This is a genomic window from Halobaculum roseum, assembly GCF_019880245.1.
Classification (GTDB): Archaea; Halobacteriota; Halobacteria; order Halobacteriales; family Haloferacaceae; genus Halobaculum; species Halobaculum roseum.
The window spans coordinates 2,900,107-2,916,943 of the sequence record NZ_CP082286.1 but is presented as its reverse complement, the minus strand read 5'-3'; the positions used below and the strand labels follow the sequence as shown (position 1 = coordinate 2,916,943).

Annotated in this window: 16 protein-coding genes; 3 read left to right on the top strand and 13 right to left on the bottom strand. The window is 70.1% G+C overall.

Annotated features, from left to right (window positions below; translation table 11 throughout):
* Window positions 1–6: 6 nt before the first annotated feature.
* The gene (locus K6T36_RS14895; RefSeq protein ID WP_222921971.1) at window positions 7–2,346 is read right to left on the bottom strand and encodes a hypothetical protein; all 2,340 of its coding nucleotides are present in this window, start codon (window positions 2,344–2,346) and stop codon (window positions 7–9) included.
* A 7-nt stretch (window positions 2,347–2,353) separates the two neighbouring features.
* Entirely contained in the window at window positions 2,354–3,028 is a 675-nt protein-coding gene (locus tag K6T36_RS14890) for a DUF6517 family protein (protein WP_222921970.1), read from the bottom strand.
* A 151-nt stretch (window positions 3,029–3,179) separates the two neighbouring features.
* On the opposite strand from K6T36_RS14890, the gene K6T36_RS14885 reads away from it, so the two are divergent.
* Window positions 3,180–4,175 carry a radical SAM protein gene (locus K6T36_RS14885; protein WP_222921969.1) on the top strand — a complete coding sequence of 332 codons (996 nt, stop codon included), beginning with the start codon at window positions 3,180–3,182 and terminating at the stop codon, window positions 4,173–4,175.
* A 109-nt stretch (window positions 4,176–4,284) separates the two neighbouring features.
* Here the strand turns inward: K6T36_RS14885 and K6T36_RS14880 are convergent, their stop codons facing one another.
* Entirely contained in the window at window positions 4,285–4,683 is a 399-nt protein-coding gene (locus K6T36_RS14880; protein ID WP_222921968.1) for a universal stress protein, read from the bottom strand.
* An 86-nt stretch (window positions 4,684–4,769) separates the two neighbouring features.
* On the bottom strand, window positions 4,770–5,330 hold the full coding sequence (locus K6T36_RS14875; protein WP_390182296.1) for an NYN domain-containing protein: 561 nt from the start codon (window positions 5,328–5,330) through the stop codon (window positions 4,770–4,772).
* A 287-nt stretch (window positions 5,331–5,617) separates the two neighbouring features.
* Here K6T36_RS14875 and K6T36_RS14870 point away from each other — a divergent pair, with 287 nt between their 5' ends.
* Both K6T36_RS14870 and K6T36_RS14865 read left to right on the top strand, forming a co-directional pair.
* Entirely contained in the window at window positions 5,618–7,225 is a 1,608-nt protein-coding gene (locus K6T36_RS14870) for a S8 family peptidase (RefSeq protein WP_222921967.1), read from the top strand.
* 106 nt (window positions 7,226–7,331) lie between these two features.
* Complete coding sequence (locus K6T36_RS14865) at window positions 7,332–7,787, top strand: DUF5799 family protein (RefSeq protein WP_222921966.1); 456 nt, start codon at window positions 7,332–7,334, stop codon at window positions 7,785–7,787.
* Between the two features lie 40 nt (window positions 7,788–7,827).
* Here the strand turns inward: K6T36_RS14865 and K6T36_RS14860 are convergent, their stop codons facing one another.
* The 9 genes from K6T36_RS14860 to K6T36_RS14820 form a co-directional block, all read right to left on the bottom strand.
* Window positions 7,828–8,064 (bottom strand): hypothetical protein, encoded by a 237-nt coding sequence (locus K6T36_RS14860; protein ID WP_222921965.1) that lies wholly within the window; start codon window positions 8,062–8,064, stop codon window positions 7,828–7,830.
* A 120-nt stretch (window positions 8,065–8,184) separates the two neighbouring features.
* Window positions 8,185–9,168, bottom strand: coding sequence for an isocitrate/isopropylmalate dehydrogenase family protein (locus K6T36_RS14855; RefSeq protein WP_222921964.1), 984 nt, complete (start codon window positions 9,166–9,168; stop codon window positions 8,185–8,187).
* Window positions 9,161–9,778, bottom strand: coding sequence for a 3-isopropylmalate dehydratase small subunit (locus tag K6T36_RS14850; RefSeq protein WP_222921963.1), 618 nt, complete (start codon window positions 9,776–9,778; stop codon window positions 9,161–9,163). Before K6T36_RS14850 ends, K6T36_RS14855 begins: the two co-directional genes overlap by 8 nt.
* Window positions 9,775–11,232 (bottom strand): 3-isopropylmalate dehydratase large subunit, encoded by a 1,458-nt coding sequence (gene leuC, locus K6T36_RS14845; protein WP_222921962.1) that lies wholly within the window; start codon window positions 11,230–11,232, stop codon window positions 9,775–9,777. The genes K6T36_RS14850 and leuC overlap by 4 nt, the downstream gene beginning before the upstream one ends.
* Window positions 11,229–11,417 (bottom strand): DUF7989 family protein, encoded by a 189-nt coding sequence (locus K6T36_RS14840; protein ID WP_222921961.1) that lies wholly within the window; start codon window positions 11,415–11,417, stop codon window positions 11,229–11,231. Before K6T36_RS14840 ends, leuC begins: the two co-directional genes overlap by 4 nt.
* Window positions 11,410–12,477, bottom strand: a complete 1,068-nt coding sequence (gene ilvC / locus K6T36_RS14835; RefSeq protein WP_222607347.1) for a ketol-acid reductoisomerase — start codon at window positions 12,475–12,477, stop codon at window positions 11,410–11,412. The genes K6T36_RS14840 and ilvC overlap by 8 nt, the downstream gene beginning before the upstream one ends.
* A 29-nt stretch (window positions 12,478–12,506) precedes the next feature.
* Window positions 12,507–13,259, bottom strand: a complete 753-nt coding sequence (gene ilvN, locus K6T36_RS14830) for an acetolactate synthase small subunit (RefSeq protein WP_222921960.1) — start codon at window positions 13,257–13,259, stop codon at window positions 12,507–12,509.
* Entirely contained in the window at window positions 13,256–15,082 is a 1,827-nt protein-coding gene (gene ilvB, locus K6T36_RS14825) for a biosynthetic-type acetolactate synthase large subunit (RefSeq protein WP_222921959.1), read from the bottom strand. Before ilvB ends, ilvN begins: the two co-directional genes overlap by 4 nt.
* Before the next feature lie 270 nt (window positions 15,083–15,352).
* The gene (locus K6T36_RS14820; RefSeq protein WP_225935233.1) at window positions 15,353–16,537 is read right to left on the bottom strand and encodes a LeuA family protein; all 1,185 of its coding nucleotides are present in this window, start codon (window positions 16,535–16,537) and stop codon (window positions 15,353–15,355) included.
* Window positions 16,538–16,837: the final 300 nt, after the last annotated feature.

Below are 16,837 nucleotides of genomic sequence, written 5' to 3'. Positions count from 1 at the left end.
GACCACTCAGGCGTCGGCGTCGAGCGCCTGGTCGATCCGTCGTTCTACCTGCGGCAAGCGCCGCTCAACGAGCGCCGGGAGTCGTCCGGGAAGGTCGTCGCGGTTCCGTTCGAGCGCGTCGGTCAGCGCCTCGGTCCGCTGTCTGAGCCCGCGCAGGCGGTTGTCGGCGCCTTCGGCGTTCCCGGCCCGTGCCGCCTCGTTCGCGCGCTTCGCGGCCGTCGTCGTCGCCTCCAGCGCCCGCAGGAGGCCGGTGAGGCCGCCGGGACCGCCGCCGGCGCCCCCGCCGTTTCCGCCCCCGTTGCCGTTTCCGGTGCCGTCGTCGTCATCGTCGTCGTCTCCGCCGGCCGCCTCCGCTGCTGCCGCCAGCACGTCGTCGACGACATCGGCGGCGTCCCCCGCCTGCTCGGCGGTGCTGTCGGGCACGCCGACCTCGTCGATGCCCTCGGCGTCGCCGTCCTCGAAGACCGCCGCCTGTGCCGTGGTTTCCGTGAGGACGGTGAGCAGGAACGACGTGAGCGACGCCTTCCCGGTCCGCGCCTCCCGGATCGTCGCCGTCGACTGGTCGGCCGCGGGGTTCACCCGAAAGGCGCCGACCGCACCCTCCTCGTCTTCGACCTCGGCGGTGTAGGCGCCCGCGCGGTGGGCGTACACCGCGACGCCGCGGTCGCCTCCCTCGGCCGCGTCCGCGCTGCCGGTGGGCGTTCCCGTCTCGGTGCTCCCGGCCTCGCCGCCCTCGCCGCCGCCCGCGGCGCTCGGCGGAAGCCCCTCGTACACCGACCCGGCGAAGTCGTCCTCGACGGCGACGCGGCTGACGCCGGGAGCGTCCGCGGGCGGGGCCGCCCGCACCTTCACCGCGTCCTCGTTGGGCGCGACGACCACGTCGCCGTCGACGCCGGCGGTCGTCGGCTCGCCGTCCTCCTCGTGTGCGAGGCCCTGACTGAACGGCGCGACGCCCGCGCCGTTGACGGTGAGGGTGTGCTCGCCCTCGGGCACGTCCCGGAGGGCCACGACGCCGTTGAACGTCGGCACCGCCTCCGGATCGGATTCGAGGAGCGCGACCCCCTCGACGGTCGGCTCCGTCGTGTCGACGCCGTTGCTTCCCGGCGCGTCGTCGCTGGCGGTCGCCTCCCGCAGCAGACCGACCACGTCGCCCGCGAGACCCGTCACGTCCACGTCGAAGCGCTCCGAGAGCGCCGACCGGTGACGGGGGTCGGTCACGTCGGCGATCGGGTCGGCGAACCGGGGCTGTTCCCGGGGCGTTCCCACCGTCGTGAGGTGGGAGGCGATCGCGTCCTCCGCGAAGGAGGGGACGGAGAACTCGAAGCTCAACTGCGGGCCGTCGTAGGTCTCGATGTCGAGGTCGGCCATCGGTTCGAGCGCGTAGTCGTAGTCCGCCTCCGCGACGCCCTCGGCGTCCTCGAACGCGAACATGAGCCCCGTCTCCCGGAGTGGGAGGTCGTCGGGCGGGGAGGGGATCCCCGAGAACGATCCGACGGTCATCCCCTCGGGCACGAGGTGCTCCCGAGTGACGTTCGGCAGCTCGGGGTGCTCGTACACCGGCGCGTCGTCGAGTTCCGGCACCGCGAACGGGAGTCGATATCCCTCCCCGCGGGGCAGCCCGTAGGCCGCGGGGATGTCCGAGGGCGCCAGCGGCCCGTTGGAGATGTCGGGGATGTCCGTCGAGATCGGCAACCGCTCGAACTCCGCGGGCGTCTCGTTGACCCCCAACGCCGAGGAGTGGCTCCCCACCTCGGCGATGACGCTCGCGCGCTCGGTTTCGGGGTCGAGGAACTCGTTGTTCGGCACCTTTCGGGAGTGTGAGGACGCGACGAACAGCGTCGGGTCGCCGGTGTCGGGGTCGCCCGACTCCTCCCCCACGTCGAGGAACACGTGCAGCACCTCCCAGTCGTGCCAGTGGAAGTTGACCGAGAACTGGTCGAACGCCGAGTAGAACCAGTACTGGACGACGGTCAGGTCGGTGTCGGGGTAGCGAACGGCGTTGTAGAAGGCCGTGCGGTTCGGCGGCTCGCCGCCCGGGTCGTACTCGCCGGCGTAGCCGTCGAACGCCGCGAAGCCGTCCAGCGTGGAGCCGTCGCCCTCGAGGTACTCGCGGGGGTCCGTCGGGAACCAGCGCTCGCCGACGCCGAAGTACAGGTCCGGGGCGTGTGCCTCCGCGAGCGCCCGCGCGCGGTCGCCCTCGACGGGCTCGCTCTCGGGGGCGTCGTCGCCGCCGAGAACGCCCGAACAGCCCGCCAGCGTCGCGGCGCCGCCGGCGCCGACGGCGGCGATCACGTCCCGCCGCGTGGGATCGATCCCGCCGTGGGCGTCGTTGTCGGGTCCCCGCATCACCGGGTCACTCCCCGCCGTGGGTCACGCCACGCATCATCGCACGAACGTCCTCGGCCTGTCCCGACAGCCGCGTCGGGTACGCGCCGACGGTGACGACGAAGTCCTCTCCCGCGCGGACGGCCTCCGAGACGTGGAGCCGGACCTCCGTCGTGACTCCCTCCGCGATCGTCGCGTCGGCGGTGAACAGCCCGACGGTCGTGTCGGTTCCGAGCACCTCCACCGTCTCCTCGCCGTCGGACTGGAGGTCGTCGATCCCCTCGTACTGGGTGAGCATCCGCCGGGCGAGCTCGCGCGTGCTCAACTCGGCGATGGGGTTGAGGGTCCGCCCGGCGATGTCCACCGCCGGCGTCGAGAACGCGGTGAACAGCGACGCGCGGATGCGTTCGCCGAGCACCTCGGCGGCCTTGTCGTACTGCGCGACCTGGTTCGTCACGACGACCTCTCGGGTCTGGCCGGCGACGGTGAACTCGCGGGTGATCTCCATGGGCTCGATCCGGTGCTCCTCGAACCCGGTCGACTCCAGCGTCGCGTCCGGGACGGAGGCGACGCTCGCGGAGAACTCGGCGGGCTCGGAGCCGGTGATGACGCCGAGACAGCCGCTGGTCGCGATCGCGGTCCCCGCCGCGAGCGCTCCGCCGGTCGCGCGAAGGAACTCCCGTCTGCGTACCTCTCGTGACATGCCCGCCACGTGGACGGCTAACGGTATCAGTTTCGTGGTTGCCGCACGGCGGTGGCCCGGCCCACGAGGACGGCCGCGTCACAGCCCCACACGGACGAACGACGCGGTATCGCACCGCTTTTGCCGCTCGGGCGAAAAGGACACTTACTGAATGATCTCGAAGGGCTGTGAACAGTGCGCCAAAGGGGGGAAGATGGTGCTGTTCGTCTACGGCTACTGCGACCAGCGCGACTGTTTCTACTGCCCGCTGGGGGAGAACCGCAAGAACGTCACCGACGTGTACGCCAACGAGCGCCTCGTCGAGTCCGACGAGGACGTGATCGAGGAGGCCAAGCGGATGTCGGCGCTGGGCACCTCCATCACCGGCGGCGAACCGCAGGAGGCGATGGGGAAGACGACGCGCTATCTCCGCCTGCTCAAGGAGGAGTTCGGCGAGGATCACCACACCCACCTCTACACGGGGATCCCCGGCGGTCGCGAGAACATGCGCCGGCTCTCGGAGGCCGGCCTCGACGAGATCCGCTTTCACCCGCCCGTTCAGCAGTGGGGCGACCTCCACGGCACCGAGTGGGAGGACATCCTCTACGTCGCCCGCGAGGAGGGGCTGACGCCGGCGTTCGAGATCCCCGGCATCCGCGCCGAGGAGGAGTTCCTGGAGTTCCTCGACGAGGGGGCCGCGGACTTCTGTAACGTCAACGAGTTCGAGATGTCCGACGGAAACTACCGCCGGATGCAGGAGCAGGGCTTCGAGCTACAGGAGGGTCACATGTCCGCCGTCGACGGCTCGAAGGAGGAGATCCTCGACGTGATGGGCGACCACGAGAAGGTGTACTTCTGCACGTCCGTGTTCAAGGACGCCGCACAGCACCGCAACCGCCTCAAGCGGATGGCGCGCAACCTCCGCCGCCCGTTCGACGAGGTGACGGACGACGGCACGCTCGTGTACGGGAAGACGTATGCCGACCCCGAGCGGTTCGAGTCGCTGGAGGTCCCCGAGGAGTTCTACACCGTCAAAAGCGATCACGTCGAGGTTGCGTGGTGGCTTTTGGAGGAGATGATCGAGGAGGGCGACCTCGACGAGGGCGAGGTCGTCGAGCAGTACCCCACCTACGACGGCACGGTCGTCGAGCGAACGCCGCTGGCGTGACCGCTCCGTCGTCCGGGTGAGCGCGACGAGCCGCAGGTCGACGGGTGGCGGTTGAAGCGGCGGGACGAACCTTCAGGTGGACAACCGTCCCGTAGGGAACGTCCGCCGGTCACACCCCGTCTTTCCGGGTGCAAAAGAGGACCGGACGGTCCGTTCCGAGGACGACCTCCTGGGAGACGCTCCCGAAGAGCGCCTTCCCGGCCTTCGAGCGCTTGCGTCCGGCGATACTGATCACGTCCACGTCCAGTTCGTCGGCGGCCTCGATGATCGATCGCGAGGGGGTTCCGCTCGTCTCGTGGTACTCGACGGCGATCCCGGCGTCCTCGAGGATCGTAGCCGCGTGTCGGACGGCGCCGATCTGCCCGACCGACGCGCCCTCGACGTTATCAGTGAAGTCGTGTAGCAGGTGCGCGGTCGTGTCCTCCGCGTCGAACAGGTCCCGAACCGTCTCCGCCTGGGCGACCGCGCGGTCGTCGTTCTCGTCGATGGCGAGGAGGACGTGGTTCATACGTACCAATTGATAGTGAAAGAACAAATGCGTATGGGTGGTTCCGGGGGGCAGCACGCGCGCCGTCGCTACCGCTAGTCGGGTCCCTACTCCCCGAGCGTCACCGCCTCGTCGGCGCTCCGGCGGAGCGCGTCCGACCGTCCGTAGCTCCCCGGCGCGATCGCGAGCGTCCGCAGGCCGTACTCGTTGGCGACCTCCAGCGCCGGCTTGAAGTCGGTGTCGCGGGAGGCGACCGCGACCGTGGCCGCGCGCCGCTCGGCGGCGAACGACGCCACGTCGACGGCGAGCTTCACGTCCACGTCGCCGCTGGTGGTGACCACCTGAAACCCGTTGGCTTCGGCGGCCTGGATCAGCCCCGGGGTCGCGTGCTCGTCGAGGTACAGCCGCGCCGTGACGAGGTCGCCGTCGGCCTCCGCGGCCGCGCGCAGGTCCGCCAGGTCCACGTCGAACTCCTCGCGGAACACGTTCGGCCCGTCGACGAACAGCGCGACCCCGCGGGGTCTCGCGAGCCCCCCGCCGGCGTCGCGCCACGGCCCGTGCGGCCCCGATGTCGCCCCGTCGCGGCCGCCGTCACGGTCGCGTCCGGCGTCGCCGTCCCGCGGGTCGGGGGTCCCGTCCCCCGTTGACGGCCCCCCGCGTCTCCCCAGGAGCCGTTCGATCAGTCCCATGCTCGCGGGTGCGGGTGCCGGCCGATACGCGTTCCGGTTCGTCACCCCCTATTTGAGCCTTTTCTTCACGCGGGATAGAAGTAATTCTAATCCGGCCGGTTCGTTGTCGGGTTCGGCCGCGAGACGGGCTCTCCTGCCCGCCCCAGCCGACCGTGAGAAGCCACTCACGTGTCGTTTATTCGAGTTAAAATTCCCGATTCTATATATTATATTTGGATAGACTACAGTAGAATTAAGTGGTGGACCTCCGCCTGTGGTGTCGTCGCATGACAGACAACACCGAACGTGTCGACACGATGCGTCGTGGGTTCCTGAAGCTGGCCGGCGCGGCGGCCGGCGCGGCCGCCTTCGGAGGGGTCGCCTCCGCCCGGAAGGGTCGTTCGCCCGGTCCGAAGGAGGACGAGATCCTCGTCGGCGTCTCCGTCACGGCCGACGACATCGAGGGCGAGGTCGCCCAGTACGTGCCCGGCAACGCCGAGGTCGTCCACAGCAACGAGACGCTCAGCTACGTAGCCGTGAAGTTCCCCGAGGAGGCCGCCGACGTGGCCCGGGAGAACTTCATCGAGGCGATCACGAAGAAGGAGAAAATCAAGTACGCGGAGCGAAACGCGACGCTGGAGACGCAGCTGTCGCCGAACGACCCGCAGTTCTCCAGCCAGTACGCGCCCCAGCAGGTGAACTCCGACGACGCGTGGGACACGACGCTCGGCGACTCGTCGGTCACCGTCGCCGTCGTCGACACCGGCGCGCAGTACGACCACCCGGACCTCGCGGGCAACTACGCGTCGAACCCCGGCTACGACTTCGCCGACGGCGACTCGGACCCGGCTCCCGACGCGCCGAGCGACGAGTACCACGGCACGCACGTCTCCGGCTGTGCGGCCGCTGTCGTCGACAACGGCACGGGTGTCGCCGGGCAGGGGAACTCCACCCTGATCAACGGGCGCTCGCTCGACGAGTCCGGCTCCGGCTCGACCGCCGACATCGCCGACGCGATCCAGTGGGCGGCCGACCAGGGCGCGGACGTGATCAACCTCAGCCTCGGCGGCGGGGGCTACACGGACACGATGAAGAACGCCGTCAGCTACGCCGACGACAACGGCGTGCTCGTGATCGCCGCCGCCGGCAACAGCGGGACGTCGTCGGTGAGCTACCCCGCGGCCTACAGCGAGTGCGTGGCCGTTTCGGCGGTCGACTCGAACGAGAACCTCGCGTCGTTCTCGCAGTACGGCGACAGCGTCGAGCTCTGTGCGCCGGGCGTGAACGTCCTCTCGACGACGACGGAGGCGCGCGGCTCCTACGAGGAGCTGTCGGGCACCTCGATGGCGACGCCCGTAACCTCCGGCGTCGCCGGGCTCACGCTCGCGGCGTGGCCGGACCTGACGAACCTCCAGTTGCGCGATCACCTGAAGGCGACCGCGGCCGACATCGGCCTCTCCGCGGACGAGCAGGGCAGCGGCCAGGTCGACGCCCTCGCGGCCGTCACGACCGACCCGGCCGACTCGGGCGGCGGCGACGATGGAGGCGACGACGGCGGTGACGGGGGAAGCGGCGACTCGACGACCGGATCGGTCGACGGGAGCCTCTCGGGCTACTGGGACTACGACGACTACACGTGGTCGTGGAACTACTCCCCGCCGAGCCGTGTCGTGGTCGAACTCGACGGACCCGCGGACGCCGACTTCGACCTCTACGTCAACACCGGCACGACACGGAACGCCTCGCCCGGCGACTACGACTACGCGTCGCGCTCGACGGACAGCCAGGAGTCGATCACCGTCGACGACCCCGACACGTCCACCGAAATGCAGGTCGACGTCGACTCCTACAGCGGGTCGGGCAGCTACACGCTGACGATCACGGAGTACCAGTAGACCCGGCGGACGAGTTCACGGGATCGGCGGGGAGCGACGGCCCCGAGGGCCGCCGCGGACGTCGGGGAGGGAAACCGACATACCCGCCCCCCGCGATCGTACGGGCATGAGCAACTGGACCGACGCCATCGTCGGCGAGCGGATGACCGTCGACCGCGAGTTCAACGACCGGATCCGCCAGTCGGAGTTCTCGAACCAGGAGTGGGGGCTGATCATGACGGCCGTCGAGTTCGAGATCGAGGACGCCGAAGACCCCGAAGACGCCCGGATCGTCGCCGACACGTCGAAGCTGCCACAGATCATGCCCGAGCTCGACAACGTCTCGAAGCAGATGGGCGCGATGGGCGGACCCGACCCGGACGGGGACTCCTCGGGCGGCCCGTTCGGCGACATCGTCTCCGACATCAAGGACGCGCTCCTGGGCGCCGGCGGCGGCGGGGGGGTCGACAAACAGAAGCTCGAGGCCGCCGAGCGCCTCACGCAGGAGTACGCCGACGAGCTCCAGCGACACCTCGAATCGAAGGGGAAGTTCGAGCAGGTCCGGCTGGCGTATCAGGAGTAAACAGCGGCGACGCCCACGGAGGGAACCCGGGCGCGTCGCGTCAGTCGTACACGTCCTCGGCGTCGTCGAGCGGGAGCGACAGCGCCGACTCCTCGACGGACTCGGCGCTCGTCGTCACCTCCAGCGAGGCGTCACAGTCGGGGCACGGGACCGCGACGACGAACGCGATCCCGGGGTCGGTCGACTCGATCCGCAACACCTCGGCGTCCGACTGGTAGAGGTACTCGGCGTCGAGGTCGTGCGGGCACTCCTCGGGGTCGAGTGCTGCCTCGGACATGGCCGCACGGACCTACGCCGTCGAGAGAAGTGAACCTGTTGCCCGGGGTCGGTCGGAAGGCCAGTCCCGGTCGCGTCCTCCCCGGTCGCGTCCTCCCCGGTCGCGCCGTCGTCCGCCCGCTCAGAGCCGGGCCAGCACCGCGTCGGTCACCTCGCGGGTCGTCGCCTCGCCGCCCAGATCGGGCGTTCGTGGCCCGTCCGAGAGGACGCTCTCGACGGCCGACCGAATCTGCGCGCCGGCGTCGTCGTCGCCGAGCGACTCGACGAGCATCGCCGCCGAGAGGATCGTCGCCGACGGGTTCGCGACCCCCTCGCCCGCGATGTCGGGCGCGGTGCCGTGGACCGGCTCGAACAGTCCGCGCTCGGGGCCGACGTTCGCGGAGGGGAGCAGCCCGAGTCCACCAACGAGACCGGCCGCGAGATCCGAGAGCACGTCGCCCGCGAGGTTGGGGCAGACGATCACGTCGAACTGCTCGGGGTCGAGACACACCCGCGTCGCGAACGCGTCCATGAGGACGGTGTCGGCGTCGACGCCCGCGGCCTCCGCCTCCGCGAGCACCGTGTCGCGGAACAGCCCGTCGGTCTCGCGCATCACGTTCGCCTTGTGCGCGACGGTGAAGCCGTCCTTCCCGCGCTCTCCGACGTACTCGCAGGCGAATTCGCCGAGGCGCCGTGAGGCGGTCTCGGTGACGACGCGCGTCAGCGTCGACACGTCGTCGGTGAGGCGGTCCTCGTGACCGGCGTACACGCCCTCGGTGTTCTCCCGGAGGAAGACCAGATCCGTCTCCGGCCGCAGCGCGTCGACGCCGGGATACGCCCGCGCGGGACGGACGTTGACGAACGAGCCGACGGCCTCGCGAAGCGGGAGGATCACGTCCGCGGCGGACTCGCCCGCGGCACCGAACAGCGTCGCATCCGCGCTGGCGGCGAGTTCGTACGTCTCCGCGGGCAGCGCCTCGCCCGTCTCGTCGAGCGTCGCGTCGCCCGCCTCGGCCTCGGCGAACGCGTAGTCGCCGACGGCGTCCAGCACCTCGACGGCCGCGGGGACGACCTCGCGGCCGATGCCGTCGCCCTCGATCACCGCGATCTCGGGGACCTCAGTCATCGGTGTACGGGAGGCTGTCGTTGACTTCCTTCGCGCGGTCGAGGTTCGTCCGCATCACGGCGGTCGTGTCCCAGATACCCTCCAAGAGCGCCTCGCGCATCGCGTCGGGCACGTCGCCATCGACGGTCTTCCCGTCGTAGCGGACGGTCTCCGCGCGCACGTCGACCTCGATGCCGGCGTCGGGATTCGCCTCGATGAAGTCCTGGAGGTCGACGGCGTCCTCGTGGTCGACGGCGAGCGTCGCGATCCCCAGCGACTTGCAGTTGTCCTGGAAGATCTCCGCGAACGACTCGCCGACGATGGCCTCGACGCCCCAGCGCATCAGTCCCTGCGGTGCGTGCTCCCGGGAGGAGCCGCAGCCGAAGTTGTCGTTGACCGCGAGGACGTTCGCGCCCTGGTACTCGTTGAACGGGTGGTCGTTCAACTCGCCGTCGGCGTCGCGACGCTGGTCGTAGAAGGCGTACTCGCCCATGTCGTCGAACGTGACCGCCTTCAGGAACCGCGCGGGGAGGATCTGGTCGGTGTCGATGTCGTCGCCGCGGAGCGGCACGCCGGTGCCGGCGACCCGACGGATCGCGGGCACTGCGGCGCCGTCCCCGTCGTCGCTCATGCGTCCACCTCCGCGTCGGCGTCGGCATCGGGGTCCCCGACGGACTCGGCCACGTCGAACTCGCGCACGTCGGTGACGGCGCCCTCGACGGCCGCGGCCGCGACCATCGCCGGCGACATCAGGTGGGTGCGCCCCTCGGTGCTCCCCTGGCGGCCAACGTAGTTGCGGTTCGAGGAGGACGCACAGACCTCGTCGCCCTCCAGCGCGTCGTCGTTCATCGCCAGACACATCGAACAGCCGGCCTCGCGCCACTGGAAGCCGGCGTCCTTGAACACCTGATCGATGCCCTCGGCCTCCAGTTTGCGCTTGACGGTACCCGAACCGGGAACGGCGAGCGCGCGCACGTCGTCGGCGACCTCGCGGCCCTTCAGGACGCGGGCGGCCTCGCGGAAGTCCGCGACGCGGCCGTTCGTGCACGTGCCGAGGAACGCCACGTCGACCTCGTGTCCCTCCATCGTCTCTCCCGGCGTGACCTCGGTGTGATCCTGTGCCGATTCGGCGGCCTCGGGATCGCGCGTCTCGTCGGGGGCCGGGACGGGCTCGTCGACGCCCACGACCTGCTCTGGGTTGGTGCCCCAGGACACCTGCGGCGCGAGGTCGTCGGCGTCGACCTCGACCCAGTCGTCGTACTGGGCGTCCTCGTCCGAGCGGATCGACTCCCAGTACTCCTTGCGCTCCTCGAACTCGTCACCCTCGGGCGCGAACTCGCGGCCCCGGAGGTACTCGTAAGTCGTCTCGTCGGGGTTGATGTAGCCCGCGCGGGCGCCGCCCTCGATGGACATGTTGCACACCGCGAGCCGTCCCTCCATGTCGAGGCTCCGGATGGCTTCCCCGCCGTACTCGTACACGTGGCCGACGCCGCCGTCGACGCCGAGTTCACGGATCACGTGGAGGATGACGTCCTTCGCGCCGACGCCGTCGCCGAGTTCGCCGGTGACCTCGACGCGGCGGACGGCCTTCTTGTCCGCGGAGATGGAGCCGGTGGCGAACACGTCGCGGATCTGGCTGGTGCCGATCCCCATCCCGATGGCGCCGAAGGCGCCGTGGGTGGAGGTGTGGCTGTCGCCGCAGACGACGGTCATGCCCGGCTGGACGAAGCCCAGCTCCGGGCCGACGACGTGGGCGATGCCCTGCCGGTCGTCGTCGAGGCCGAAAAAGCGGATGCCCGCCTCCTCGGTGTTGTGCTCGAGATGCGTGAGCATCTCCTCGGCGCGCTCGTCCGCGAGGGGGCGCTCGCGCCCCTCGGGGTCGGTCGGGACGATGTGGTCGGTCGTGGCGACGGTGCGGTCGGGGAACGCGACCGCCATGTCGCGCTCGCGCAGCATGCCGAACGCCTGCGGGCTGGTCACCTCGTGGACGAGGTGGAGGCCGATGAACAGCTGGTCCTGTCCGTTCGGCAGGTCGGCGACCTTGTGGCGCTCCCAGACCTTGTCGTACAGCGTGCCCCGACTCATCGGCGTACGTCCCTCGGGTCGTCGCTGGCGCGCGCGAAGCCGCGCGACCACACGTCGTTCGGTTCGGGGTAGGGCGCGGTGTGGTCCACGTCGGCGATGGTGTCGCTGGAGCGACCGTCGCCGGCGCGGCCGTCGCCTGTGCGGTCACCGTCGGTCGCGGCGACTCGGTCGCGCTCCTCAGTCATCGGCGCGCACCTCGGCCTGTTCGGGTTCCTCGTCCTCCTCGCTCGCCTCGTCGGCGTCCCACGCGAACAGCGCGCGCAGGTCCTCGCCGACGTCCTCGATGTCGTGGTTCTTCTCGGCCTCGCGAAGCTGCGTGTAGGAGGGGCGTCCGGCCTGGTTCTCGGCGATCCACTCGCGGGCGAAGGTGCCGTCCTGCACCGCCTCCAGCACCTCCTCCATGTTCTCGCGGGCGTGCTCGTCGACGACCTCGTCGCCCTTGACGAGTCCGCCGTACTCCGCCGTGTCGGAGACGGAGTCCCACATCTCGCCGAGCCCGCCCTCGTACATCAGGTCGACGATGAGCTTCAGCTCGTTCAGGCACTCGAAGTACGCCATCTCGCGGGAGTAGCCCGCGTCGACGAGCGTCTCGTACCCCTGCTTCACGAGGGAGGTGACGCCGCCGCACAGCACCGCCTGCTCGCCGAAGAGGTCGGTCTCGGTCTCCTCGCGGAACGTCGTCTCGACGACGCCCGCGCGGGTGCAGCCGATGGCGTGGGCGTACGCCAGCCCTTCCTCGCGGGCCTCGCCCGTCTCGTTCTGATAGACGGCGAGCAGGCCGGGCGTCCCCTCGCCGGCCTCGTAATTGCGCCGCACGAGGTGGCCCGGCGACTTCGGCGCGACCATGGTCACGTCGACGCCGTCCTTGGGGACGATCTGGTTGTAGTGGATGTTGAAGCCGTGCGCGAACTGGAGGGTGTCGCCCGGCTCGATGCCGTCCTCGATCTCCTCGTAGACGGCCGGCTGGACCGTGTCGGGGACGAGCACGGAGACGATGTCCGCCTCGGCGGCGGCGTCGGCGGGCGTCTCGACGCGCAGACCGTCGCTCTCGGCGGCCGCCCGCGAGGAGGAATCCTCGCGCAGCCCGACGATCACGTCGACGCCGGAGTCGTGCAGGTTCTGCGCGTGGGCGTGGCCCTGGCTGCCGTAGCCGAGCACGGCCACGGTCTTGTCGTCGATCTGCGAGCGGTCGGCGTCCTCGTCGTAGTATACCTCGGTGTCGAAGGTGGAATCTGAGTCTGTCATCGTTGTAGTGTGTGTCTGTGTGAAGGGTCTCAGTCGTCGTAGTTGGTGAACTCGTCGTCGTCGGTCGAGCCCGCCGAGTGGCCGGGCTCCTCGCCGGGCGTCGTCGGGGAGTCGCCCCGCTCCAGGGCCGTCTGGCCCGTCCGGGCGATCTCGATGATGCCGAACTGGTCGAACGCGTCGATCGCGTCGTCGATGAGGTTCTCGTCGCCGGTGATCTGCACCGTGATGGTTCGCGGGCCGGCGTCGAGCGTCTCGCCGTCGTACATCGAGGTGATCGCGTGGACCTTGTCGGGCTCCTCACCGCGAACCTTCAGGAGCACGAGCTCGGCGGCGACGGCGTCGTCGCTCAGCTCGCCCACCGCGATGACGGGCGTGAGCTTCGCGAGCTGCTTTTTCGCCTGGTCGATGCCGGCCTCGGTCTCCTCGACGACGAGGGTGATCCGCGAGTGGCCCTCGACGGTCGTCGGGCCGACCGTCAGGCTCTCGATGTTGAACTGGCGCCGGCGGAACAGGCCGGCGGCGCGCGCGAGCACGCCGGGTTCGTCCTCGACGAGCGCCGAGACGGTCGCCCGACGGGTCGGCTCGCCGCCGTCGTCCGGCTCCTTGCGGACGCCGTGTTCGTCGCGGCGGCCCGACGGGTGCGGGCGCTCCTCGGGCGTCGGTCCCGCCAGCCCCGTCTCGGGCGCGTCGCCGCCGGCGGGGCGGGCGTGTTCCGCGATCGGGGAGTCGGCCGGGTGGTCGGTGCCGCCGTCCGTGGCGGCGTGCTCGTCCTCGCCCGTCATAGTTGGTCCTCCGCGAGCGCGAACTGGCCGTTCGCCGCGCCGCTGGCGACCATCGGGTAGACGTTCTCCTCGGGGTCGATGTGGGCGTCGACGACCGAGGGGCCGTCGTAGGCAAGCGCCTCCTCGACGACCGCCTCCACGTCGTCGTACTCGTCGATCCGGAAGCCCTTCGCGCCGAACGCCTCCGCGAGCGTGTCGAACTCCGGCATCCAGTCGTACTGGGAGGCCATGTGGTTGCCCTCGAAGAAGGCGTCCTGCCACTGGCGGACCATCCCGATGTACTCGTTGTTGAGCACGACGACCGTGATGTCGAGGTTCTCGCGGACGGCGACCGACAGCTCCTGGATCGTCATCAGGAACGAGCCGTCGCCCTCGAAGCTGATCACCTCGCGGTCGTCGTCGGCCGCGACGCGCGCGCCGACTGCGGCGGGCAGGCCGTATCCCATCGTTCCGAGCCCGTGGCTGGAGACGAACGTGCGCGGCTCGCGGTACGTCCAGTACTGGGCGGCCCACATCTGGTGTTGGCCGACGCCGGTGGTGACGTACGCGTCGTCGCCGGTGGCGGCGTCGAACGCCTCGACGACGAACTGCGGCTTCACCGGCTCGTCGGGGTCGATGGCGTAGTCCATCGGGTACTCCTCGCGCCACTCGGCGCACTGCTCGCGCCACGCCTCGGTGTCGGGGGCGTCGCCGTAGCCGATGGCGGCGTCGAGCTGGTCGAGCACCGTCCCCGCGTCGCCGACGACCGGGTAGTCGGCGTGGACGTTCTTCGAGATCTCGGCGGGGTCGATGTCGACGTGGACGACCTCGGCCTCGGGGGCGAAGGTGTCGACGCCGCCGGTGAGGCGGTCGTCGAAGCGCGTGCCCACCGCGATCAGGCAGTCGGTGTGGGTGATCGCCATGTTGGCGTAGCCGGTGCCGTGCATGCCGGCCCACGAGAGACAGAGGTCGTCGTCCTCGGGGAAGCTCCCGATGCCCGGCATCGTCGTCACGACCGGGATGCCGAACTCGCGTGCGAACGCCCGGGCCTGCTCGGTCGCGTCGCCCTTGATCACGCCGCCGCCGAACAGGCAGAGGGGACGCTCGGCCGTCTCGATGGCGCGTGCGGCCGCCTCGACCTGCTCCTCGTCGGCCTCGTCGTCGGGCACCGCGCGCTCGGGCGCCGTCGGCTCGCCGACCGGGCGGTCGGTCTCTCCGAAGCTCACGTCCTTCGGGAGGTCGACCAAGGTCGGTCCCGGGCGGCCGGTGTTCGCGAGCGCGAACGCCTCGCCGACCGTGCGGCCGACCTCGTCGGAGTCGCTGGCGAAGTAGTTGTGCTTCGTGATGGGCGCGGTGACGCCGACGGTGTCTGTCTCCTGGAACGCGTCCGAGCCGACCATGTCCGAGGGCACCTGCCCCGTCAGCGCGAGCATCGCGTCCGAGTCCATCGACGCGTCGGCGATGCCCGTGACGAGGTTCGTCGCGCCCGGCCCCGAGGTCGCCAGACAGACGCCCGGGTCGCCGCGGACGATGCCGTAGGCGTCGGCCGCGTGGACGGCCCCCTGCTCGTGGGCCATCGTGATGTGGTGGACGGACGACTCCGAGAGCGCGTCGTACACGGGCATGATCGCACCGCCCTGCACGCCGAAGGCGGTCTCGACGCCCGCGGCCTCGAGCGCGGCGACGACCGCGTTCGCGCCGCTGCCCGGTGCGCGCGTCGCCGCGTCCTCGCGTGCTGCTGCGGCCTCCTCGTCCGTCTGTTCCGGCTGTTCCGCTCGGTCGGTTCGCCCCTCGTCGTCGCCCTCCTCGGGCGACGCGGCGTCGGGGGTCGCTGGCTCGCTCATCGTCGTGTTCCTCCGTCCGTGTGTGTCATTCGTTCGCGGTCGGTGATCGCTGGTCGCTGGTCGGGTTCGGTCGGTACGTGCGTCGGGGTGGGTGTTGTGGGGGCGGTCACGCCCCTACGATACCCGCGACCCCGGCGAGAAGGGCGACGACGCGCTCCGCGGGCGCCGGGCGAACGGCGGTCGGCGCGGATCTCGTCGTCATCTCACCGAGGGTTATCAGCGCGGGCCTCATAACCGTGACGCGGGTGGCAACGATTGCACCCCCGCCGGTCAGACGCGGGCCTCCTGCTCGCGCTCCTCCTCGTCGTCCTCGTCCATCTCCGCGACGCCCTCCTCGCGGGCGAACCGGCGCACGTCGCTCATGGTCACGCGGCCCTCCGCGCCGGCGTCCTTCACCCGGCGGGTGATGGCGCGGACCTCCGACTCCGTCGGGTCGAAGCCGGCGTCGGTCAGCCGCTGGCGGACCGAGTGGGTGCCGGTGTGTTTCCCCATCACCAGCTCGCGGGTCGCGCCGACCATCTCGGGGGTCATCACGCCCGGCTCGAACGTGTCGCTGTTCTCGATGACGCCGGCTGCGTGGATGCCGGACTCGTGGCTGAAGGCGTTGCGCCCGACCACGGGCTTGTTCGGCGGCACCGCGATGTCGCTGGCCTGCTCGACCATGCGCGACACCTCGGTGATCTTCGTCGTGTCGACGCCGGTGTCTGCGTCGTACAGCGACTCGGCGGCCATGACGACCTCCTCTAAGGCGGCGTTGCCGGCGCGCTCGCCGATGCCGTTGACCGACACCTGCATCTGGTCGGCGCCGGCCTCGACGCCGGCCAGCGCGTTCGCGCCAGCCAGCCCGAAGTCGTCGTGGGTGTGCACGTCGATGCCGGCGTCGGTGTGCTCGGCGACGACCTCGATCAGGTCGCCGAAGCGCCGCGGCGTCGCCACCCCGCAGGTGTCGGGGATATTGATCCAGTCGACGCCGACCTCGTCGACGGCCTCGATCACTTCGACCAGGAACGACTCCTGGGTGCGGGTGGCGTCCATCGGGGAGAACATCACCTCCGCGCCGGATCCCTTCGCCGTCTCGACGGCCTCCACCGCCCGCTGTTTTACCTCCTCGCGGGTGGCGTGCATCGAGTCCTCGATCTGCACGTCGCTCGTGGAGACGAACGTGTGGATCATCCCGACCCCCGAGTCGATGGCGGCCTGGATGTCCTTCTCGACCACGCGGGCGAGCCCGCAGACGGTCGTGTCGGTCGACTCCGCGATGTCTTTGACGGCCTCGAACTCCGCGTCGGAGTTGACCGGGAACCCCGCTTCGATGACGGAGACGCCCAGGTCGTCGAGCGCCGCGGCTATCTCACGCTTCTCCTCGTAGTCGAACGACGTGCGCGGCGACTGCTCGCCGTCGCGAAGCGTCGTGTCGAAGATACGGACAGAATCGAACTCGTCAGTTGCACTCAGCGTGCCCTGGAAGAACTCGTTCCGCCGGACTGGTTACCGACGAGTCCTGATTATGGGACATCATCGCATGGGAGAGCAGAACTGATTGTAAAGCGTTGTGGTCGGACAGGTCGCGTCGCCGTCGAGGAACGTTCACGAACGTTCGATCGATGGGATAATCGCAAGAGGGCGTCGACTATGAATCGACCCCGACTCTTAGTATATCCTTATATGCATGGTATTGACGGATGCGTGATCGGCGTCGACTGGCGAACGGGGATTCGGCGCCCCGGTCGATTACGGGTTCGGGGTCCTCGCCGG